14 protein-coding genes are annotated in these 16,987 nt (G+C 62.5%); 4 read left to right on the forward strand and 10 right to left on the reverse strand.

Annotation, left to right across the window (positions count from 1 at the left end; all coding sequences use genetic code 11):
- Positions 1-45: 45 nt before the first annotated feature.
- The 3 genes from C7S18_RS14745 to C7S18_RS14755 form a co-directional block, all read right to left on the reverse strand.
- Positions 46-357 carry a hypothetical protein gene (locus C7S18_RS14745; protein WP_106892285.1) on the reverse strand — a complete coding sequence of 104 codons (312 nt, stop codon included), beginning with the start codon at positions 355-357 and terminating at the stop codon, positions 46-48.
- A gap of 109 nt (positions 358-466) precedes the next feature.
- Positions 467-1,636, reverse strand: a complete 1,170-nt coding sequence (locus C7S18_RS14750; protein ID WP_170113470.1) for a class I SAM-dependent rRNA methyltransferase — start codon at positions 1,634-1,636, stop codon at positions 467-469.
- Between the two features lie 11 nt (positions 1,637-1,647).
- Positions 1,648-4,269 carry a coiled-coil domain-containing protein gene (locus tag C7S18_RS14755; protein WP_106892286.1) on the reverse strand — a complete coding sequence of 874 codons (2,622 nt, stop codon included), beginning with the start codon at positions 4,267-4,269 and terminating at the stop codon, positions 1,648-1,650.
- A gap of 210 nt (positions 4,270-4,479) precedes the next feature.
- On the opposite strand from C7S18_RS14755, the gene C7S18_RS14760 reads away from it, so the two are divergent.
- Positions 4,480-5,328, forward strand: a complete 849-nt coding sequence (locus C7S18_RS14760; protein ID WP_106892287.1) for a hypothetical protein — start codon at positions 4,480-4,482, stop codon at positions 5,326-5,328.
- Between the two features lie 12 nt (positions 5,329-5,340).
- Here the strand turns inward: C7S18_RS14760 and C7S18_RS14765 are convergent, their stop codons facing one another.
- The 4 genes from C7S18_RS14765 to C7S18_RS14780 form a co-directional block, all read right to left on the reverse strand.
- Entirely contained in the window at positions 5,341-6,072 is a 732-nt protein-coding gene (locus C7S18_RS14765; protein WP_170113281.1) for an ABC transporter ATP-binding protein, read from the reverse strand.
- Complete coding sequence (locus C7S18_RS14770) at positions 6,069-7,193, reverse strand: hypothetical protein (protein ID WP_106892289.1); 1,125 nt, start codon at positions 7,191-7,193, stop codon at positions 6,069-6,071. Before C7S18_RS14770 ends, C7S18_RS14765 begins: the two co-directional genes overlap by 4 nt.
- A 167-nt stretch (positions 7,194-7,360) precedes the next feature.
- Positions 7,361-7,930: an elongation factor P-like protein EfpL gene (efpL, locus tag C7S18_RS14775; RefSeq protein ID WP_106892290.1), complete on the reverse strand. Its 570-nt coding sequence runs from the start codon at positions 7,928-7,930 to the stop codon at positions 7,361-7,363.
- A gap of 5 nt (positions 7,931-7,935) precedes the next feature.
- Complete coding sequence (locus tag C7S18_RS14780) at positions 7,936-8,703, reverse strand: SDR family NAD(P)-dependent oxidoreductase (RefSeq protein WP_106892291.1); 768 nt, start codon at positions 8,701-8,703, stop codon at positions 7,936-7,938.
- A 98-nt stretch (positions 8,704-8,801) separates the two neighbouring features.
- Here C7S18_RS14780 and C7S18_RS14785 point away from each other — a divergent pair, with 98 nt between their 5' ends.
- Genes C7S18_RS14785 through C7S18_RS14795 form a run of 3 tightly spaced genes read left to right on the forward strand, consistent with a single transcriptional unit; the run spans position 8,802 to position 13,371 of the window.
- Positions 8,802-9,290: a hypothetical protein gene (locus C7S18_RS14785; protein WP_106892292.1), complete on the forward strand. Its 489-nt coding sequence runs from the start codon at positions 8,802-8,804 to the stop codon at positions 9,288-9,290.
- The gene (locus tag C7S18_RS14790) at positions 9,287-11,350 is read left to right on the forward strand and encodes a right-handed parallel beta-helix repeat-containing protein (protein ID WP_106892293.1); all 2,064 of its coding nucleotides are present in this window, start codon (positions 9,287-9,289) and stop codon (positions 11,348-11,350) included. Before C7S18_RS14785 ends, C7S18_RS14790 begins: the two co-directional genes overlap by 4 nt.
- The gene (locus tag C7S18_RS14795; protein ID WP_106892294.1) at positions 11,347-13,371 is read left to right on the forward strand and encodes a bifunctional serine/threonine-protein kinase/formylglycine-generating enzyme family protein; all 2,025 of its coding nucleotides are present in this window, start codon (positions 11,347-11,349) and stop codon (positions 13,369-13,371) included. Before C7S18_RS14790 ends, C7S18_RS14795 begins: the two co-directional genes overlap by 4 nt.
- Positions 13,372-13,403: 32 nt before the next feature.
- Here C7S18_RS14795 and C7S18_RS14800 read toward each other — a convergent pair whose 3' ends face one another.
- From C7S18_RS14800 to C7S18_RS14810, 3 genes are all read right to left on the reverse strand, one after another.
- Positions 13,404-13,841 (reverse strand): cell wall hydrolase, encoded by a 438-nt coding sequence (locus tag C7S18_RS14800; protein ID WP_106892295.1) that lies wholly within the window; start codon positions 13,839-13,841, stop codon positions 13,404-13,406.
- 491 nt (positions 13,842-14,332) lie between these two features.
- Positions 14,333-16,063 carry a single-stranded-DNA-specific exonuclease RecJ gene (gene recJ / locus C7S18_RS14805; RefSeq protein WP_240623906.1) on the reverse strand — a complete coding sequence of 577 codons (1,731 nt, stop codon included), beginning with the start codon at positions 16,061-16,063 and terminating at the stop codon, positions 14,333-14,335.
- Positions 16,060-16,986: a phosphoglycerate mutase gene (locus C7S18_RS14810; protein WP_106892296.1), complete on the reverse strand. Its 927-nt coding sequence runs from the start codon at positions 16,984-16,986 to the stop codon at positions 16,060-16,062. The genes recJ and C7S18_RS14810 overlap by 4 nt, the downstream gene beginning before the upstream one ends.
- Position 16,987: the final 1 nt, after the last annotated feature.

A 16,987-nucleotide genomic window follows, 5' to 3' on the forward strand; every position in this document is an offset into this window, starting at 1 on the left:
TCATGATCAATCACGATACCGGTGCAATACCGGGTCGACCTGCGCTCAGTCCTTGTCCTGACGATCATGCTTTTGCTTGTAGATGCGCCGGCTGTTGCGATTCTCGGCGCGCTCCAGGCGGGCACGCTCACGCGCGGTGACATTGCCATCGGCCTTCGCACGATCCTCGATGTTCTCAACGTGTTCTTGACCGGCTTCCAGACGGCGGGCTTCGCGATTCGTCAGCTCACCGCTGGCCTGACCTTGCTCGATCCGGTCTTCCTGGTTTTCCTGGCGCTGATCGACGACCGGCGTTGAATCAGCCATCGCTACACTGGTACCGGCCACGAACATCAGCACACACCAAAAGGCTTTCATTGTCACTCCTTCATCGCTGAGAAACTGAGGCGCTGAACTTGCCGGGGCCCGGCATCGAGAACGGCCTCGCTGCTCGGTATAACGCGCACCCACCGACGTGGTTGACAGATTACTCCACGCGGCAGAACACCGTTTTCAGGTATCGGGACTCCGGCGCGTGTGCCATGAACGGATGGTCGCGACCCGCCCCACGCACTTCAATCACCTGCACGCGCCGATTGGCGTAGAACGCCGCCCGTCGCAACATGTCCAGGAACTGTTCTTCGCTGACCAAGCCCGTACAGGAACACGTCACCAACACGCCGCCCGGTTTGACGACATTTAACGCCAGCTTGTTCATGTCCAGGTACTTCTTGAGTGCTGGAATGACCTGCTCGCGGTCACGCGTCATTTTGGCCGGATCAAGAATGACGACATCAAACTGCTCGCCATTGACGTGCGCGTCGCGCAAATACGGAAAGATGTCGGCCTGGACGAAGCGCACCTTGGCCTTGTTCAGCTGCGCATTGGCTTTGGCGATCTCCAGAATCTCCTCGTCCAGATCGACCCCGATGACTTCCTTGGCCTGGCCCTTCACCTTTGCGTAGATCGCAAATCCACCCGAGTTGCAGCACAGGTCCAGCACGCGGGCGTCTTCGCAGAACGGCGCCAACAGCAAGCGGTTGTCGCGCTGATCGCAGAAGAACCCAGTCTTGTGCTTAGTCCCCGGTTGGACTTTGAACTTCAGGCCATACTCTTCGATGATCGACGCATCCGGCGGCGCCGGCGCATGGCAATCGAAAGATTCCTGCTTGCCGACGTGCTCTTCGGCAAACCAGTACATCCGCGAATTCGGGAAGTGCTCGTCGAAAATTTCGCGCACCAAATCGCGAATGCGCCACATGCCCGCCGAGAAGTACTCGATGACCAACAGATCGCCATAGCGATCGACGACGAGCCCAGACAAACCATCGCCTTCCGAGTGAACCACCCGGTAGGCGTTGGTGACGGCATCGAGCTTCAGCAAATCCCGACGCAGACGGATAGCCTCGCCGATCTTGCGCCGGAAGTAGTGCTCATCGATCGCCTCGTCCGGGTCTTCAGTCAGCATTCGAAGCGCGATGCGAGAGTGGCCGTTATAGAAGCCACGGCCCGCAAACGTCCCATCGCGGTTGTACACCTCGACGATGGACCCGGGCTTTGGCTTTTGTTCCGGCTTCTCGACCATCTTCTGGAAGACCCAGGGATGATTCGAGCGGCGCTCGATCTTTAGATGCACCTGGGGCAACTGCGTCGGAATCGGCTCGCGCTTCACGACTGTGCCCCCAGCAAGCGACCGAGTGCCGATTCAAGCCGAGCATTCATGCCGTTCGTGTTGCCAGCCGCGAAGGCTGGCGACAGGCACCACTGCTGCCACAGCACGATGGCCTCGGCCCCAGGATTCTGCTGTTCGCCCTGCCCCATGCGCTCAGCCAGACGCGCCATCGAAATCTCGCGACGACGGTCCTTGTCCGACTCCGGTGACGCGACGCCCGCAAGCATCTCAGCCTGAATGGCCAGGTCGTTCAGATCCGATAGATCTTCCGCACTCGGCGTGCTGTTCGGCGCCGACAGACGTGCCTGCCAGGCCGACTTCGCAGCACTGTCCAAGTCGCTCTGCAACGATGACCACAGTGCCTGCCGCGCAGCCTCGTCATGCGGATGCGCGAGCAGGTTGGCAAGTTCTTTCTGACGAATCCGTGCCTGATGCAACAACGCGAGCTTGGCCGTCGCGCGGGCTTCTTCCAGCTTGCGTAGCGCCTGCCGGTAGTCCCGATCAAATTCGCGCGCCAACTCGTCCAGTTGATCGAGCTTGCCACGCGCGTCGTTGACGTCGTGCTCAATCGCCGCGTGTGGGTCGGCTCGCAGTTTGTCGGCCGCTTCAGCGAGCGTTGCGAGTGCCGAGCGGGCGTCCTGACGCTGCGTATTAAAGCGCACGTTTTCTTCGGCGCGCGCCTCGCGCAGTTTTTCGAATACCGGGTCAATCAGGCCGCGGAGCTCGGTCCACAGCGCATCCTCGACCGCACGCTTGCCACGCGGCAGCGTCTTCCATTTTTCCTGCGCGTCCAGCGCGAGTCGACGCGCGGTTTCCGGGTCGGCGCCGACCAACTCACGGCGCAGGCCGGCAATCACCTTGCGCTTGGCGGCTTCGCCTTCCGTGCTCAACTGATCGATACGCGCTTTCAGCGGATCCAGCACCGCCTTGATTGCATCGCCCTTGTGCTTGCGTTCACGACCTTCCAGATCACGCGTCGTGTCGAGCAGATCGCGCAGGCGACGCTGCACGGACAACAGTGCGGGAAGTGCGTCGGCCGAGCCAGCTTCGGCGCTGAGCGCCTGCAAACTGTCCTGAATCTGCTGGGCGTCCTGCTCACGCTTTTCAGCGCGTTGATTGAGATACGGCTTTGCTGGCGCAATGGCACGCGACACCAGCGCGCGGAAGCGGCGGTTCAGGCCGTTTTTCTGCGCCTCGTCTTTGCTCAAGCCTTCGAGCTCATCGAGCTTGGCCATCGCATTCTGTGCTTCGCGAATGCGCGTCAGCAACGCATCGGGATGCAGGCCCTGCTCCGGCAGTTGCTCGATCTGCTCACACCAGCGCACACGTTGCTCGTTGTTCGACCAGCGCTGCCAATGTTTGATCTTCGCGAGTTGTTGTTCGACCCGCTTTTTCTTTGCGGCCAAACCGCGCTCCGCCAGCTCGCCAAGTTCGGCCAGCTTGGCCTCGGCGGCCTGGAAATGTGTCAATGCTGCCTGGGCCTCACCGGCTTCGGCGGCCTTGCTCGCGGCGTCAAGATCGGTATGCACAGCACGCTGACGCGCTGCGAGCGCTTCGGCTTCTTGGTTGAGCCGCGCCTGGGTGGCGTGCACCAACGCCTTGCCACGCTGCAGTTCGGTCTGCTCATGTGCCGACAGGCTACCGATCGCCTGCTGGGCCGCGTCGAGCCGCTTGAGCCAGGACTCGATCTTGCCGGCGTCGCTCAATTCATGCGCTTGCTCCAGCAATCGGGCTAAGCGCTCGTCGTATCGATTCGGATCGAGCGTAGGCGGCGCCGGTTCGGCGACAGGCGCCGCTGCGTCCACCACCGGCTCCGGCACTGGCACTGGCTTCGGCGCGTGTTTGACGCCATCGAGCTCGTCACGCAGCGTCTGCGTCAAGCCCTGAAACTTACCCTGCCAATTTGCTTCGGGCGCCGGCTTCAAACCGGCCCATTGCGCTTCGGCCTCTGCGAGTTCGGCACGGGCCGTGGCCGGACGGTTGCTGACCAAGTGCTGTAGATGCTCGCAGATTTCTTCGGCGCGCTGTGCGATGGCCTTCTTGTCGCCAGCCGAGAGCCGGAGCGTCAGCGATTTCAGCCGGGCCTCGCGCGCCAGATTCTTGTCCGACTTGCGGACGTTTTCGGCAATGCGCTCCAGAGCCGCCGGCTCTTCAATGCGCGCCAGCAGCTTCAGGCGCAAAGCCGGATCAGCGTCCTTGCAACAGCGTTCGACCAGAAAGCCTTTGCGCTGGATGCGCGCCAATGCCTCTTCGCGCAGACTGCTCTCGCCCGCCTGCGTGGCCACATGTTCGAGCAGGTCCACTTGCTCCAGCACGCGGACCTGACGCTCACGCTGCGCCAGATCGACCTTGCTGTCGACCAACGCCTGCCGCAGCCGCTTTTCAGCAAAACTGCGCACCTGGGTGTCGGTGTCGAGGCGCGAACGATCGGCAAGCAAAGACAAATCATCCAGGCGCGCCAACGCCGCGCGGCGCACACTGGCGTCAGCGTCATGGCGGGCGAAATCGACCAGCTTGCCAATCAGGACGGGATCCTGACTGCTACTGACCGCCTCAGCTCGGCGGGATGAATCGGAATGTTCCCAGGCGGGCTTTCGAAACAGAGAAAACAACTTCATGGAGGATAGGCGCGGCGACGTCGAATGGACCCGTGAGGGTATCGCATGGGCCGCCATCCGGCGATAGCCAGAGCGGCCAGAACCGGGCGAGCCTGGGGCGATTCGGGGCAGCGCCGTCCGAAATCGCGCTCGATGACACGCAAGTCATTGATTTAATGAGAGTGTCAACGACGAGCCCCGATCCGCGCCGAGGCCTCACACCGACGGCGGATGTCGGCGCCGCCCGGGATCGCCGACAATGCCCGCATGGAATTGTTCACCTACCCGTTCGAGACCAACCGAAAAGTGCGTGCTTGGCATTGGCACATAATGCCTGGGCTGGCGCTGGCGGCGCTGTTCCTCGCGCTCGTCGTCGCACCGGCCTCGGCAGATTCGGGTGCGCCGGATTGGCAAGTCCGAACCATTGATGCGCGCCACGCCATAGCGCCGTCCGTACAAACGATTTCGATCAGCAATCCCGACGGCGACATTCGCATCCGCCGGGGCACCGCTGATGCAATTGTGATCCATGCGGTCGCCCAGGGCACGGCAGCGGTGTCGGCCGGCCAGTGGTCGATTCGAGCGTCGCGCCAGCGCTGGCAGTTGCGGGTGCCGGGTGCCCGCCGCGTTGCCCTGGGGCTCAGTACGCGGGTGGATCTGGTGGTGCTGGTGCCGACCGGCGTCATGCTGGACCTGCGCAGTCGGCAAGGTCAGATCGATGTCCGAAAGCAGGACGCGCTGATTCGCACGCAGAATAATGAAGGCAAGACCATCGTTACGAGCACGGTTGCGCTCGACCTTCGCAGTCGCGATGGGCCGATCGTGGCAGCGCTGCTTGGCAACAGGCTTGCTCGGGCGTCACGCTTACAAAGTCGCACTGGCGCCATCGACCTGGCGATTTCCGCGTCCGCGCGATTCGCCTTGACCGTACGCGCCTGCGGCGGCATTGCCGGCTTGACGCCGAAAGGCGCACAGCGGTCACGATGTCCAACCGTGCAGGACGCACCCGCTGACGCGCCCGAATTTCGGGTGACGACGCGTGGCCGGTTCAGCTTGTCGCGGATTCCGGCAACCAACTAGTGTCGCGGCTGATCAGGCTGGTACCGGATTGCTCATGCACGCCGCCACGAGCGCGGCCTCGACCGACTGCTCCGGATGCGCGCGCAATTGGGCGAGATGGTCGGACGTCCAGTCGGCCAGCATCTGACCGTCCGCGAGAATCAGCACCCGACTGAAATGGCGCTCAGCCAGATCCAGACTGTGCGTTGCCAACAACGTGCTGATGCCGCGCGCCTGGGCTGCTTGCAGATACTGCTTCAACACGAACGCGCTAGGCGGGTCGAGACCGTTCAGCGACTCGTCGAGGAGCCAGTACGGCGGCGCATCAATCAATCCGGCCAAGATACCGAGCTTTTGCTTCATGCCTAGGGAGTAGGTCGCAATCAGCTTGGTGAGCGCTGGGGTCAAGCGGAATGATTCGGCGAGCGCCATCGTATCCTGCGGCACACTGAGCCCCACTTGCCGCGCCTCAGCGACCAATTCGAGCAACTGCTGCCCGGTCAGACCCAGAGGCAATTGTGCGGGATCGATCGCCTTGCCGAGCAGGCGACGGGCGGCCAAGGTGCCAGCGGGATGTCCGTCGACCAGAATGCGCCCTGAGGCAATTGGGAGCAGCCCGGCAAGCGCCGACAGCAGCGTCGATTTCCCGGAACCATTGCTGCCGATCAAGCCCACCCATTCGCCGCGCCCGATGTGCAGATTCAGATTCGACAGAACCGTCTGCACGCCACGCTGTAGCGACAATTGTTCGAACACAATACTCATGCGTGCAGTCCTCGCGTGGCGCGCCATGACAACCACAACAGTAAGGGCAGCAAACCCATCGGCCATTGCTGCAGCATGACCAAGACCAACGCCATCGACACCACGCGCACGCGCTGCGCGCGGGCAGCGTCGCGGCGAAACCGGACACACCACAGCAGATCAATGATCGTCAATACGATCAACAGCAACGCGACGGCGACAACCATCGGCCAGGGGGCTCGCACCGACAACAGAACGGCGCATAGCAGCCCAAGTAACCCGATGAGCAGCAAGGCGGGCGCGCGCCACGCGGCGCGCAACACGCGGGTGCCCGGCAGTGGGCACCACGCGAGCAACGCCTGCATGGCAAACAGGCTGCGGTGCATGGCCTCGAGTTGGCTCGCGCCATACCAGATTGCCATGCCGACGATCGGTATCAGCACCGACAACAAATCACGTGGTGAAATCAGCAACAGCACAAACAGCCCCCAACGTGCCCGACCGGCCCACCACAGCTTTTGTCCGAACTGCACTTGAAATGCGGGTACGTGTGGCAATAGCGGATGCGACAACCACAGCCACGGGCGCCCAACGGCCCGCGGCGCATGCTCACGGGTGGCCTCGGCGAGCGACGGCGGTCGAATGCTCAATCTCGCTGCAAGATTGCCGACGCTGAGCGCGACCAGCGCCGTCACCAGCAACGTAGCCTGCATCGCAGCGCCCACGTCCGCCGCGTGCAGCAACCAAGCCACCGCCAGCAACAATACGGTTTGCCAACCCTGCCGCTGCCAGACGAGATGATTGCGCCAGCGCTCCGTGGTGCGACCCGAAACGGGCAGCGCAGCATAGGGACCGCTCTGAGCCTCGATCTCGGCACGCTGCAAGCTTGCGCGCGTGGTGAACCACGACAGCATCAACACAATGATCGCAACGCCGGCTGGACGGGCTTGCCAATAGCGCCAGATCGATTCCAGTTCAGGGACCAACAATTGCCGCAGCCACAGCACGGCCGCCACAATGACGAACGCCGACAGCAACCCAAACACCACTGTCTGCGGCCACAGTTGCCGGCGCTGCTGCCAGCGATTTTGCGCGTGCAGCCGCCGGGCGCGCCACTCGGGATGGAGAATCGGTTCAGTCATGCTTTGGCTGGTGCGAGAAGCGTGCCGCGCCAGCCGGATTGCCGAACGCCCGCACGCGCAATGAATTGACGCGTGCGGGCATAAGAGGTCGAAACGTATCCAAAGTTCCCGTTGGCACCTTCGTTGATCCACCAACGAGTGGACAGAACCCCAATCGGCCCTGGCGTTTACACTCGGCCTGAGAACTCGCCGGTTTCGGTGTTGATCCAGATTTTCTCGCCGTTGACGATGTATTCCGGCACCTGCACTTCGATGCCGGTGTTCAACTTGGCCGGCTTGCTACGCTTGGTCGCGGACGCGCCTTTCAATTCGGGCGGGGTATCGACCACTTCCAGAATGACTGATTGCGGCATTTGCAAACCAATCGGCGTGCCGTCGATCAGCAACACCTGCGCGCCTTCCAGGCTTTCGGTGATGTAGCCGGCCGCTTCCCCGACCATGCTGGGGTCGAGGTGATACGGCGTGTAGTCCTCGTTATCGAGGAACACGAACGCCTCGCCGTCCATATAGGAGAAATTGACCTGACGGCGCGTCAGATCGATTTCGTCCAGCATGTCATCGGCGCGCAGCGCCAGGTCGAGCTTGGTGTTGTTCGGCACTTGGTACAGCGCAAAGTGGTACGTGGTGTTGCCACCACGCCCTTGCGGTGCGCTCTTGCTGACTTGCGCCACGCGCCAGGTCTGGTTGTTGTGTTGGACGACAAAACCGCGTTTGATGTCGGATGCTTTGGTGGCCATAGGGATTACTTTGGTTGCAGACGGATCGCGCCATCGACACGGATGGTGCCGCCATTGAGATAACGATTTTGCAGTACAAACGCGACGGTGGCCGCGAACTCTTCGGGTTTGCCGAGGCGCGACGGATACGGCACCTGCGCGCACAAGGAGTCGTACACCGCCGGCGGCATGCCATCGACCATCGGGGTGTGGAACACCCCTGGCGCTACGGTCATCACGCGCACCCCAATGCGGGCAAACTCGCGCGCCATCGGCAAGGTCATCGACACGACGCCACCCTTCGACGCCGAATAGGCCGCCTGTCCGATCTGGCCTTCAAAGGCCGCGATCGATGCCGTGTTGACGATCACACCGCGCTCGCCGTCTTCGCCCGGTGCGTTGTGCTGCATCAGGCTGGCAGCCGCCTTGGCAATATTGAAGCTGCCAATCAGATTCACGCGGACCGTGGTTTCGAACTGACTCAACGGCATCGGACCGTCTTTACCGAGCACGCGACCAGCTCCCAGAATGCCGGCGCAGTTGATCGCCGCGTTGAGTCCGCCCATGGCGTCTTTCGCGGCGGTGACGGCCGCAAGCACGTCCTGCTCCTGGCTGACATCGACCTTCATGAATCGCGCGTTGCCGCCAAGTGCTGCGGCCGCCGTCTCGCCTTTTTCGGCGTTCACGTCGAACAAGGTGACCACGGCCCCGTGGCTGAGCAGATGTTGGGCCAGGGCATGCCCCAGGCCCGAGGCGCCGCCCGTAATGACGGCCCGGACATTGTTGAGTTCCATGACAGCTTCTCCTGCTGAATGACAAATCGGGAAAACTCCCTATTGTAGCCCACCCCCCGCCACGCTGGGCGCAACAGGAATCATGGTCGTTCTTAGCGATGATGGATCCGTGGGTGACCGGCCATGGCGGTAACGCGTTCAGTCCAGTCGTTCGCGATTTTCAGCAGGCGCGGCTGCTAAAGTCGGCGACCCTGGAGGTGAATATGCCGCTACGCATCGCGCTGTTCGTGTTTTTATTCCTGCTGCTGCCGCTTGCGCATGCGGCCGAGCGGGTTGAGCGCCGGGTCGAAGTACTGGCAACCACTCGCATCGCCGAGGCCAACTCGGAGCTCCGTTTCGAGAGTGGGTCAGTACTCGCGGTGCCACTCGACCGGATCGAGATCATTGACCTGCAACATCCGGCCCGACCACCGCGCCGGAGCCTCAAACTCGCACCAGCGGGGTCAGGCGTCGTCCTGGATCTGCGCCACGACGAAACGGGCGCGCTGCGCTTTGGCCGAGTCTTTCTGACCCGTGATCGCGCCAGTGCCGAAGCATTTCTGGCCCAGGAGTTTCGTCGCGACCAGGTCACCCAGGAGTCCCCATGAAGCGCTTGCTCCCCTGGACCTTGCTCGGCACACTCGGCACCTGGAACGCTGACCCAGCGCGCGCGGCTGGGCGGTATTACGCTGGTGGCCGCAGCAAACAGGTCCTGACGACCTTTACCGTTACCAACTTGCTGGATGACGGGGCTGGCTCGCTGCGCGATGCGATTGCACAAGCCAACGCCAATCCCGGCCTCGACACGATCCAGTTCGATGTGACGGGGCTGCTACCGGTCGGGCTACCGCTGGCGATCACCGACGCCGTGACGATTGTCGGCCCGGGCGCCGATCAGTTGGAACTGGATGGTGGCAATCTCGATCGCGTATTCGAGATTTTCGATCCAGACGTCACCACCAATGGCAACCCGATCGATGTGTTCCCTGCGAGCATTTCCGGCTTGACGATCAGCAACGGCCAAGCGCCCTATTACGATTACAACGACACGCGCTACTTTTATGACGCCGGCGGCATCCTGGCGCTGGAGGTGGACTTAACCTTGGACGACGTCACGTTCCGGAACAACTATGGCGCCATCGGCGGCGCTGTGTATTTTCGCGCCGACCTCGTGGGCCCCGGGCCAGAACCTGCAGGCATCACCGTGTCGGACTGTCGCTTCGAACAAAACACCGCCATCGGCGCTGGCGGTGGCATGATCATTGCCGACGCCAGTCGCGACGTCGTGGTGGCGCGCAGCACGTTCAGCGGCAATGTATCGCTGATCGGCCTGCCAGAAGGCGCCCGCCACGCCTCCTCCCGATTGCGTTGGCGCGACCAGGATCACCTCGACGCTTTGCCGACGCCACTAGGGCTCGTCGGCTTGATTCCTGGCGGCGGCGGATTCTCCAGCGGGGACCTCGATCACGAAGTGGCACTGATCGACAACGTGTTCGAGCAGAACAGCGGTTATCTGGGTGGCGCGATCCGATCCAGTGCGGCCGATGGCGGCGGAATCCGGTTGGAACGCTCGACGCTGCATGACAACTTCGCATTGTTGGGCGGTGGCATTGGCTCGTTCTATATCGCCGAAACCAGTCAGATGCACGTATTCAACAGCACGATTTCGGGCAATGACAGTTTGATCGGGCCAGCCTTCACGGGCATTTTCATCTACCCGGGCAGCAATGAGCGCAAACTGATTTTTGACCACACCACGATCACCGAAAATCTCGCCTACATTGAGCCCGGCGCGGTGTATCTGTATGACGCCAGACCCGATGGCGCGACACCGACGGTGCTATTCAACAACACCGCGATCATCAACAACGCGCCGTTGGCCGTGCGCCAGACACCGACCGCGCCAGATGGGGCTGAGGCAAGCACCGCCGATTTGAAGATTGGCCTCGACGTGGCGATTGAAGCCAACTTTTCAGCGTTCGCCGATGTCAATTCCGCGGGCCGGATCGACGTTGGCAGCAACAATCTGTTTGCGCCCGCAGGCACGCTGTCGCCACTGCTTGATGCCACCGACAGCACACCCGTGCACTTGCCGATGCAAGACAGCGCGCTGCGGAACGCAGCGTCGCTCGCGCCGTCGGCATTTGTGGTCGATCAACGCGGTCTGGCGCGTGTCGCTGGTGGGCGCGCCGATATCGGCGCGGTCGAAGCCGACGCGCTGGGCGGTAGCCCAGAGTTCGACAGCACGCCGGTGGTACCCGCCACCCTGTTCTTTCGGCCGTTGGAATTCGGAATTTCGGAACAAACGGTGCTGATCCGGAACTACGGCGGCGCAACGCTTGATTTGCAGATTCCCAGCCTGACCGCGCCTTTCGAGACAAGCTTCAGCGGACCAGTCAGCCTGGCGCCGGGCGAAAGCATCAACCTGACGGTTGGATGCGCGCCCGTCACCAACGGTGGCGTGATGGTCGACTGGGTGATTACGAGCAATGACGCCGATGAGGCCAGTGCCGCGCTGCAACTCGATTGCGGCACGGTCGGCAGTGCCCACCCGGTGCCGGTATTCGCGAGCCAGCCCTGGCAGGTTCTGGCTGCCATCCTGATGGCACTCGCAGGATTCCGCTATGGGCCCTGGCGTCGCGATCTGGGAGCGGCTCGCAAACAATGAGCGCAGCTGGATTTCCGCGGGTACCGGGCTACCGCATCGACGGCAAACTGGGCGAAGGCGGCATGGCCGAAGTATTTCGCGCCACGCAGCTGTCGCTCGACCGCTCAGTGGCGATCAAAGTCGTGCATTTCGGTGGCCCGCAGCGCGACAAGCTGGCGATGCGCTTCGAGCACGAGGCGCGCACGATTGCGCGCCTGGAACATCCGAATATTGTCGGGATCTTCGAAGTCGGTCGGCTCGGTCACGACGCCATGTTCTATGTCATGCCGCTGATGCCGCATGGTGATCTGAGTGCCCGCATTGGCCAGCTTAGCGATGCCGACATTCGGAATGTGGTCAGAAAGGTTGCCGCCGCGCTCGATTTCGCGCACGCGCAAGGGGTGATTCATCGCGACATCAAACCAGCGAATGTCCTGTTCGACCGCGATCAGCAACCGAGACTCGCTGACTTCGGCATTTCGCGGTCGCCCGAAGGCCAGGGGGTGACGAACGAAGGCGATGCGCTGGGCTCCGTGTCGTACATGAGCCCCGAGCAGTCGCGCGGACACACCGTGGACGCACGCTCCGATCTGTATAGCCTTGGCATCCTGATCTTTGAGCTGCTGACCGGCGATGTGCCCTATCGCGAGGCGGATGCCGTCGCCACGGCACTGGCCCATCACCAGGCACCGATTCCGCGTCTCCCCAAACCGCGGGCGTCGTGGCAAAAACTGATCGACCGGGCCCTCGCGAAGGCACCCGGCGATCGGTTCCAATCCGGCGCCGAACTCGTCGCGATGCTCGATGGCCTGAGTCCTGGCGATGTCGGTACGCCAGGGCAACCGTCGCGCCGGGCGAACTTGGCCCTGCCTGTCCTGGCCGGCATTCTGGCCATCTCCGGGCTCTTACTTGCCGCGAAAATGTTGTGGCCGAAACCGGCCGACCCGGTCACCACCACCCCGCTGACCAAGAGCGAGGCGTTGCCACCCGTGTTTCAGTTGGCACTGGATCGCGAGCAGTGGTTTGCGCCGGAAGCCGGGTCGGCGGCGGCGTGGCTGAGTGGCGCCCTGAATGAGTCGCGACGTCCGGCGAATCTGCAGGCCGCGCAAGTCTTTGTAAATCTGGTCAGTAAAGACGCGTTGACGGCGCTCGCCGCGCAGCGCGACAGCCAGGCCCTACCCTTGCTTGATCAGCTGCATGCTTACATCGCCTTGCAGCAACTCGCGCCTTTGGAGGCGAGCAAACAGCATGAAGCCAATTTGCGTGAGCGCCTTCTGGAGCGTCTGGAAGCGGCCGAGCGCGAACGCTTTGCCGACCCGCTGGACCCGTTGCTCGGCCTCTTTGCCCGAACCGACTTGGCAGCCCGAGCTGCCAAGCTCAAACAAGAATGGCATTCCGGCCGGATCCTGACTGCCGGCGGCAGCCGCTTTGCGATGATCCGGATTGATCAATCATGGCTCGCGATCGGGCTTGAGGAGGTCACCCGCGAGGCCTACGCACAATTTGTCGAAGCAACCAAGCGTGTGCCAGCCAATTGCCGAAAACCGGGGGTGGCAGGGTTGTTTCGCTCGCCGGACTGGCAAGACCCGGGCTTTGCGCAAACCGGATCGCACCCGGTGGTGTGCGTCAGCAAGGCCGATGCCGAGGCCTATGCGACCTGGCTCAGCGACCAGAGTGAACGCCGCTTCGAGCTGCCCACAGCGGCCGCCTGGCATGTGGCGGGCAAAGCCGCCATGGCGAACAAGGCGCCGTGCGAACTGGGTAATGTCCGGGACCAGACCAATGCCGGCAGTCTGCGCATCAAGGACCGGTTTGAGTGCTCGGATGGCTTTGAATTCACGGCGCCGGTCGGCCAGTTTCAGGCCAGCCGAGACGGCATTCTGGACTTGATCGGCAATGTCAGCGAATGGACCCAGGGCGGCGTGCGCGGCAGTTCGTACCTGAGCGGACCCGACAATGACCTGCTCGATCAGTCGTTGGAACAGGACGCCGATCGCGGTCGAACCGATCTGGGATTCCGGCTGGCGCTGATCCCGCCGTAATTGGGCGCTGGGCCCGATTCAACCGTTAGCGATCAATCGACGTCGATGAAGCGATGATCGCCAATCGTCGCGACTTCGCGCTGATGGCGCCAGGCCGGCGCGGCGCGATGATAAGCATAGAAGTGCGAGGCGCCCGGCACAAAACTCACGCGATAGGGAGTCGGCACCTGCCAGAGAGTCATGGCCGATTGCGCCACTCGGAACGCCCGATCCCAGGCACTCGCGTCTTTGAACTCGAGATTCGGACTGACCAGAGTCAGCGCAAACTGCTTCGGCCGAGTCAGCACTTCACACAGCGTTCTGCCTTCCTTGCCCTGCTCCAGTCGCCGCAGCGCGACCTCGGCGACGGCCAATTGGCCGAGCACAGGTTGATCGCGCGCTTCCAAATACAGGGTTGCGGCGAGGCATGTTTGATCAGCAACCGGGGTAGGTAACCAATTCGCGATTAGCAGCAATGTGGACAACTTCATGGCACAGCTCCGACAAACTTCTGGCAAAACTGTGGCGAACCGTAGGCAGACTGGCTAGAGCCCCGGCTCTATCTGGTTCACTTTCGATTCCGGAAGCTGAAAATATCCCGAACATTGAATTGGTGATTTAGCTGCAATTCGTGTCTTTTAGCCGAGTTTTCGGACTTTTGGACGATTTTACAGGCAGCGAGCTATCTGAACCCGAATACTGCGGCCAACCGCCGAAACTCGTGGGGATGTGCGCGAATGTCGCGCGGCCGACGCAGCAGGCGCCGCCCGCACTCATCAAACATGCAATCAATCGTTGACTGTGCAGCGCAGGCAGTGGTGGGTGGTGCCAATCCTGGTCGCTAATCCTGGTCGCAAGTAGCCCTCTCCCCAGCCCTCTCCCACTCGCGTGGGAGAGGGAGCGCTCCCTCCCCCGCGAGCGCGGGGGAGGGCTGGGGAGGGGGCTACTTGCCACGCTGCGCCGTCGTGAAAATCGCGCGTCGTTACTGAGTTGGCTGGGCGTGCCGGATCAGCAGGCGAAAGCGTGTCTCACCCCGCCATTCATCGGCAGTCGGCTGATAAACGAGATGCCATCGACCGTGCGGGAGCTGGCCGGTGTATCCCGAAAACCACACGGCGCGGTAGCGGCGTTGAGTCCGCGGGTCCTGCAACTGCAGATTCAGGTGCTTCCCTGCCATGATGCTGGCGTCGAGAATGTCGAACTCGCCATCGAACAGCGGCTCTGGAAACCCTTGACCAAACGGCCCACCTTGCTGGATCGCGAGTGCCGTTTCCAGCACCAACTCGCTCGGCACCAGCGGGCCATCGGTTTCGATGATGGCGCCGAGTAGATTGGGCGCGATGGCGCGATCGGCATGCAAGCGAAGCTCATGGCGGAAGCGATCAAAGTCGGCTCGGGCCACGGTCAAGCCAGCGGCCATCGCGTGCCCACCGAACCGTTGGATGAGGCCAGGGTGACGGGCATCCAAGTCGGCCAATAGATCGCGCAAGTGCACGCCCGCCACCGAGCGCGCAGAACCTTTCAATAGCGCGTCGTTTTGGGCATCTGGCGCAAACGCCAGCACGGGTCGATGCAGGCGCTCCTTAATTTTCGAGGCGACCAATCCGACCACGCCCTGATGCCAGTCTGGATCAAACAGGCACACAGCTTTCGGCAATTGCTCGGGCGCTGCCTCGAGACCAGACAGCATTGCCACCGCCTGTTCGACCATTTCAGCCTGCACGTCCTGCCGCTCACTATTGATGGACGACAGTCTTTCTGCAAACGCCTTGGCGCGCTCAGGGTCATCGCACAGCAGACACTCAATACCGAGCGCCATGTCTTCGAGGCGGCCAGCAGCGTTGATGCGCGGCCCAAGCGCAAATCCCAAATCCACCGCCGTGATGCGTTTCGGATCGCGGCCACTCGCGGTGATCAGCGCTTGAATCCCGGCGTTGGCCTGGCCCGCCTGCATCCGCGCCAAACCGGCACGCACGAGCGCGCGGTTGTTGCGATCCAGCGGCACCAGGTCGGCCACGGTCCCGAGCGCAACCAAATCAAGCAGTGTGCCGAAATCCGGCTCGGGCCGATCGCTGCCGAACCAAGATTGCCCACGGAGCGCTGCACGCGTGGCGATCAAGAGATAAAACATCACACCAACGCCAGCGAGCGCCTTGCTCGGAAAATCGTCGCCAAACTGGTTCGGATTGACGATGGCATCGGCTTCGGGGCGGATCGGCCCGGGCAGGTGGTGATCCGTCACCAGCACTTTGATCCCGCGCGCACGAGCAGCCGCAACGCCGGTCACACAGTTGATCCCGCTATCGACAGTGATCAACAGCTCCGGTTGTTCGGGACCCAACTCGGCGACCAGCTCAGCACTGAGCCCATAGCCGTGCACGAACCGATTCGGCACCCGGTAGCTCGGCGCGCGCGCGCCGAGCAGGCGCAGGCCGCGAATTGCGACTGCCGTACCTGTGGCGCCATCCGCATCAAAATCGCCAACCACCAGGATGCGTTGACCATCGACAATGGCGCGCACGAGCAGGGTGACTGCCGCCGCCAGTCCGCTCAGTGAGTCGGGGGCATGCAGATGCTTGAGTCGCAAATCCAGTGCCTCGGCATCATGAATGCCGCGCGCGACGTAGAGCCGTCGCAACACCAAAGGCCAGCGCTCATCCCGCAACAACGGCGCGCGCGGATCAATCTGCCGGCGCTGAATGTCGCGCTTCACGTCCAGTCCAAGGGCTTACGCCAAAAGCGAATACGATGCCAGGGCTTGACCAGGAGCCGCTCGCCGGACTCGAACGCGATCTGTACCGGAACGTTTGATTGGAGCCAAGATTGCAGTGCCGACAACAACGTGGCACGGAGACCAGGGTCAGCAAATGCCGCGCGCAAATCAAACAGATCGTGAGCGGTGCGCGGCGCCTGCAGCGCTTCGGCCAGATCGGCATGGAACGCACGCGCAGCGTGCCGGCTCAACCCCTGCAAGACCGGGTCGGCGGAGTGCACCCGCGCCACCGTGGTCTGCACACGGTTCGGCAAGCGTCCGCCACCCCAGAACCACAAACTGTTGATCGGCATCTGGCCGTGCTGCATCCGTCGTTGGTTGAGTCGGTGCGCATGCAAACTCATCTGGGCTTCGGTCAGCAAACGCTGCCAGCGCAAACCACTCGTGCCGGTTGGCAAATGCGCGTCCAGCCGATCCCCCAGCACGCGCTCGGGCGGACTGAATTCCGGGATCTCCGAACCATCGGCGAGCCGCAGGTACCAGCGCTCTGGCGTCACCACACTGAGTTCGTAGCCGATGTCGCCAAACAGCGGCTTCAACACCGCCGCCAGATCCTCAGCCGCAGCATGGTCTAAATTCAGCCCATTGAACGCCATCAGGCGCAACGAACTCTGATCCGCACCAAGCGATACGGGGTCGGCGCGCAACCAGTTCCCGTGTGCCGCATCGCCACAATCAGCGAGCCGACTCAGCGCTGCTTCGCTCAAGCGATTCGGCGTCAACGCAAAGCTTTGCGCCACCAACGCCGGCAGGCCCTCCGCCGCATCAGCCAGCCGATCGCCGCGCGCGAGCAGGCTGGCCAGTTCCGGCCACACACCGATCCGCTGCAGACGCTTGGGGCTCGGTAGCCAGACTGTGATCACG

It is taken from the genome of Ahniella affigens (genome assembly GCF_003015185.1).
Lineage (GTDB): Bacteria > Pseudomonadota > Gammaproteobacteria > Xanthomonadales > Ahniellaceae > Ahniella > Ahniella affigens.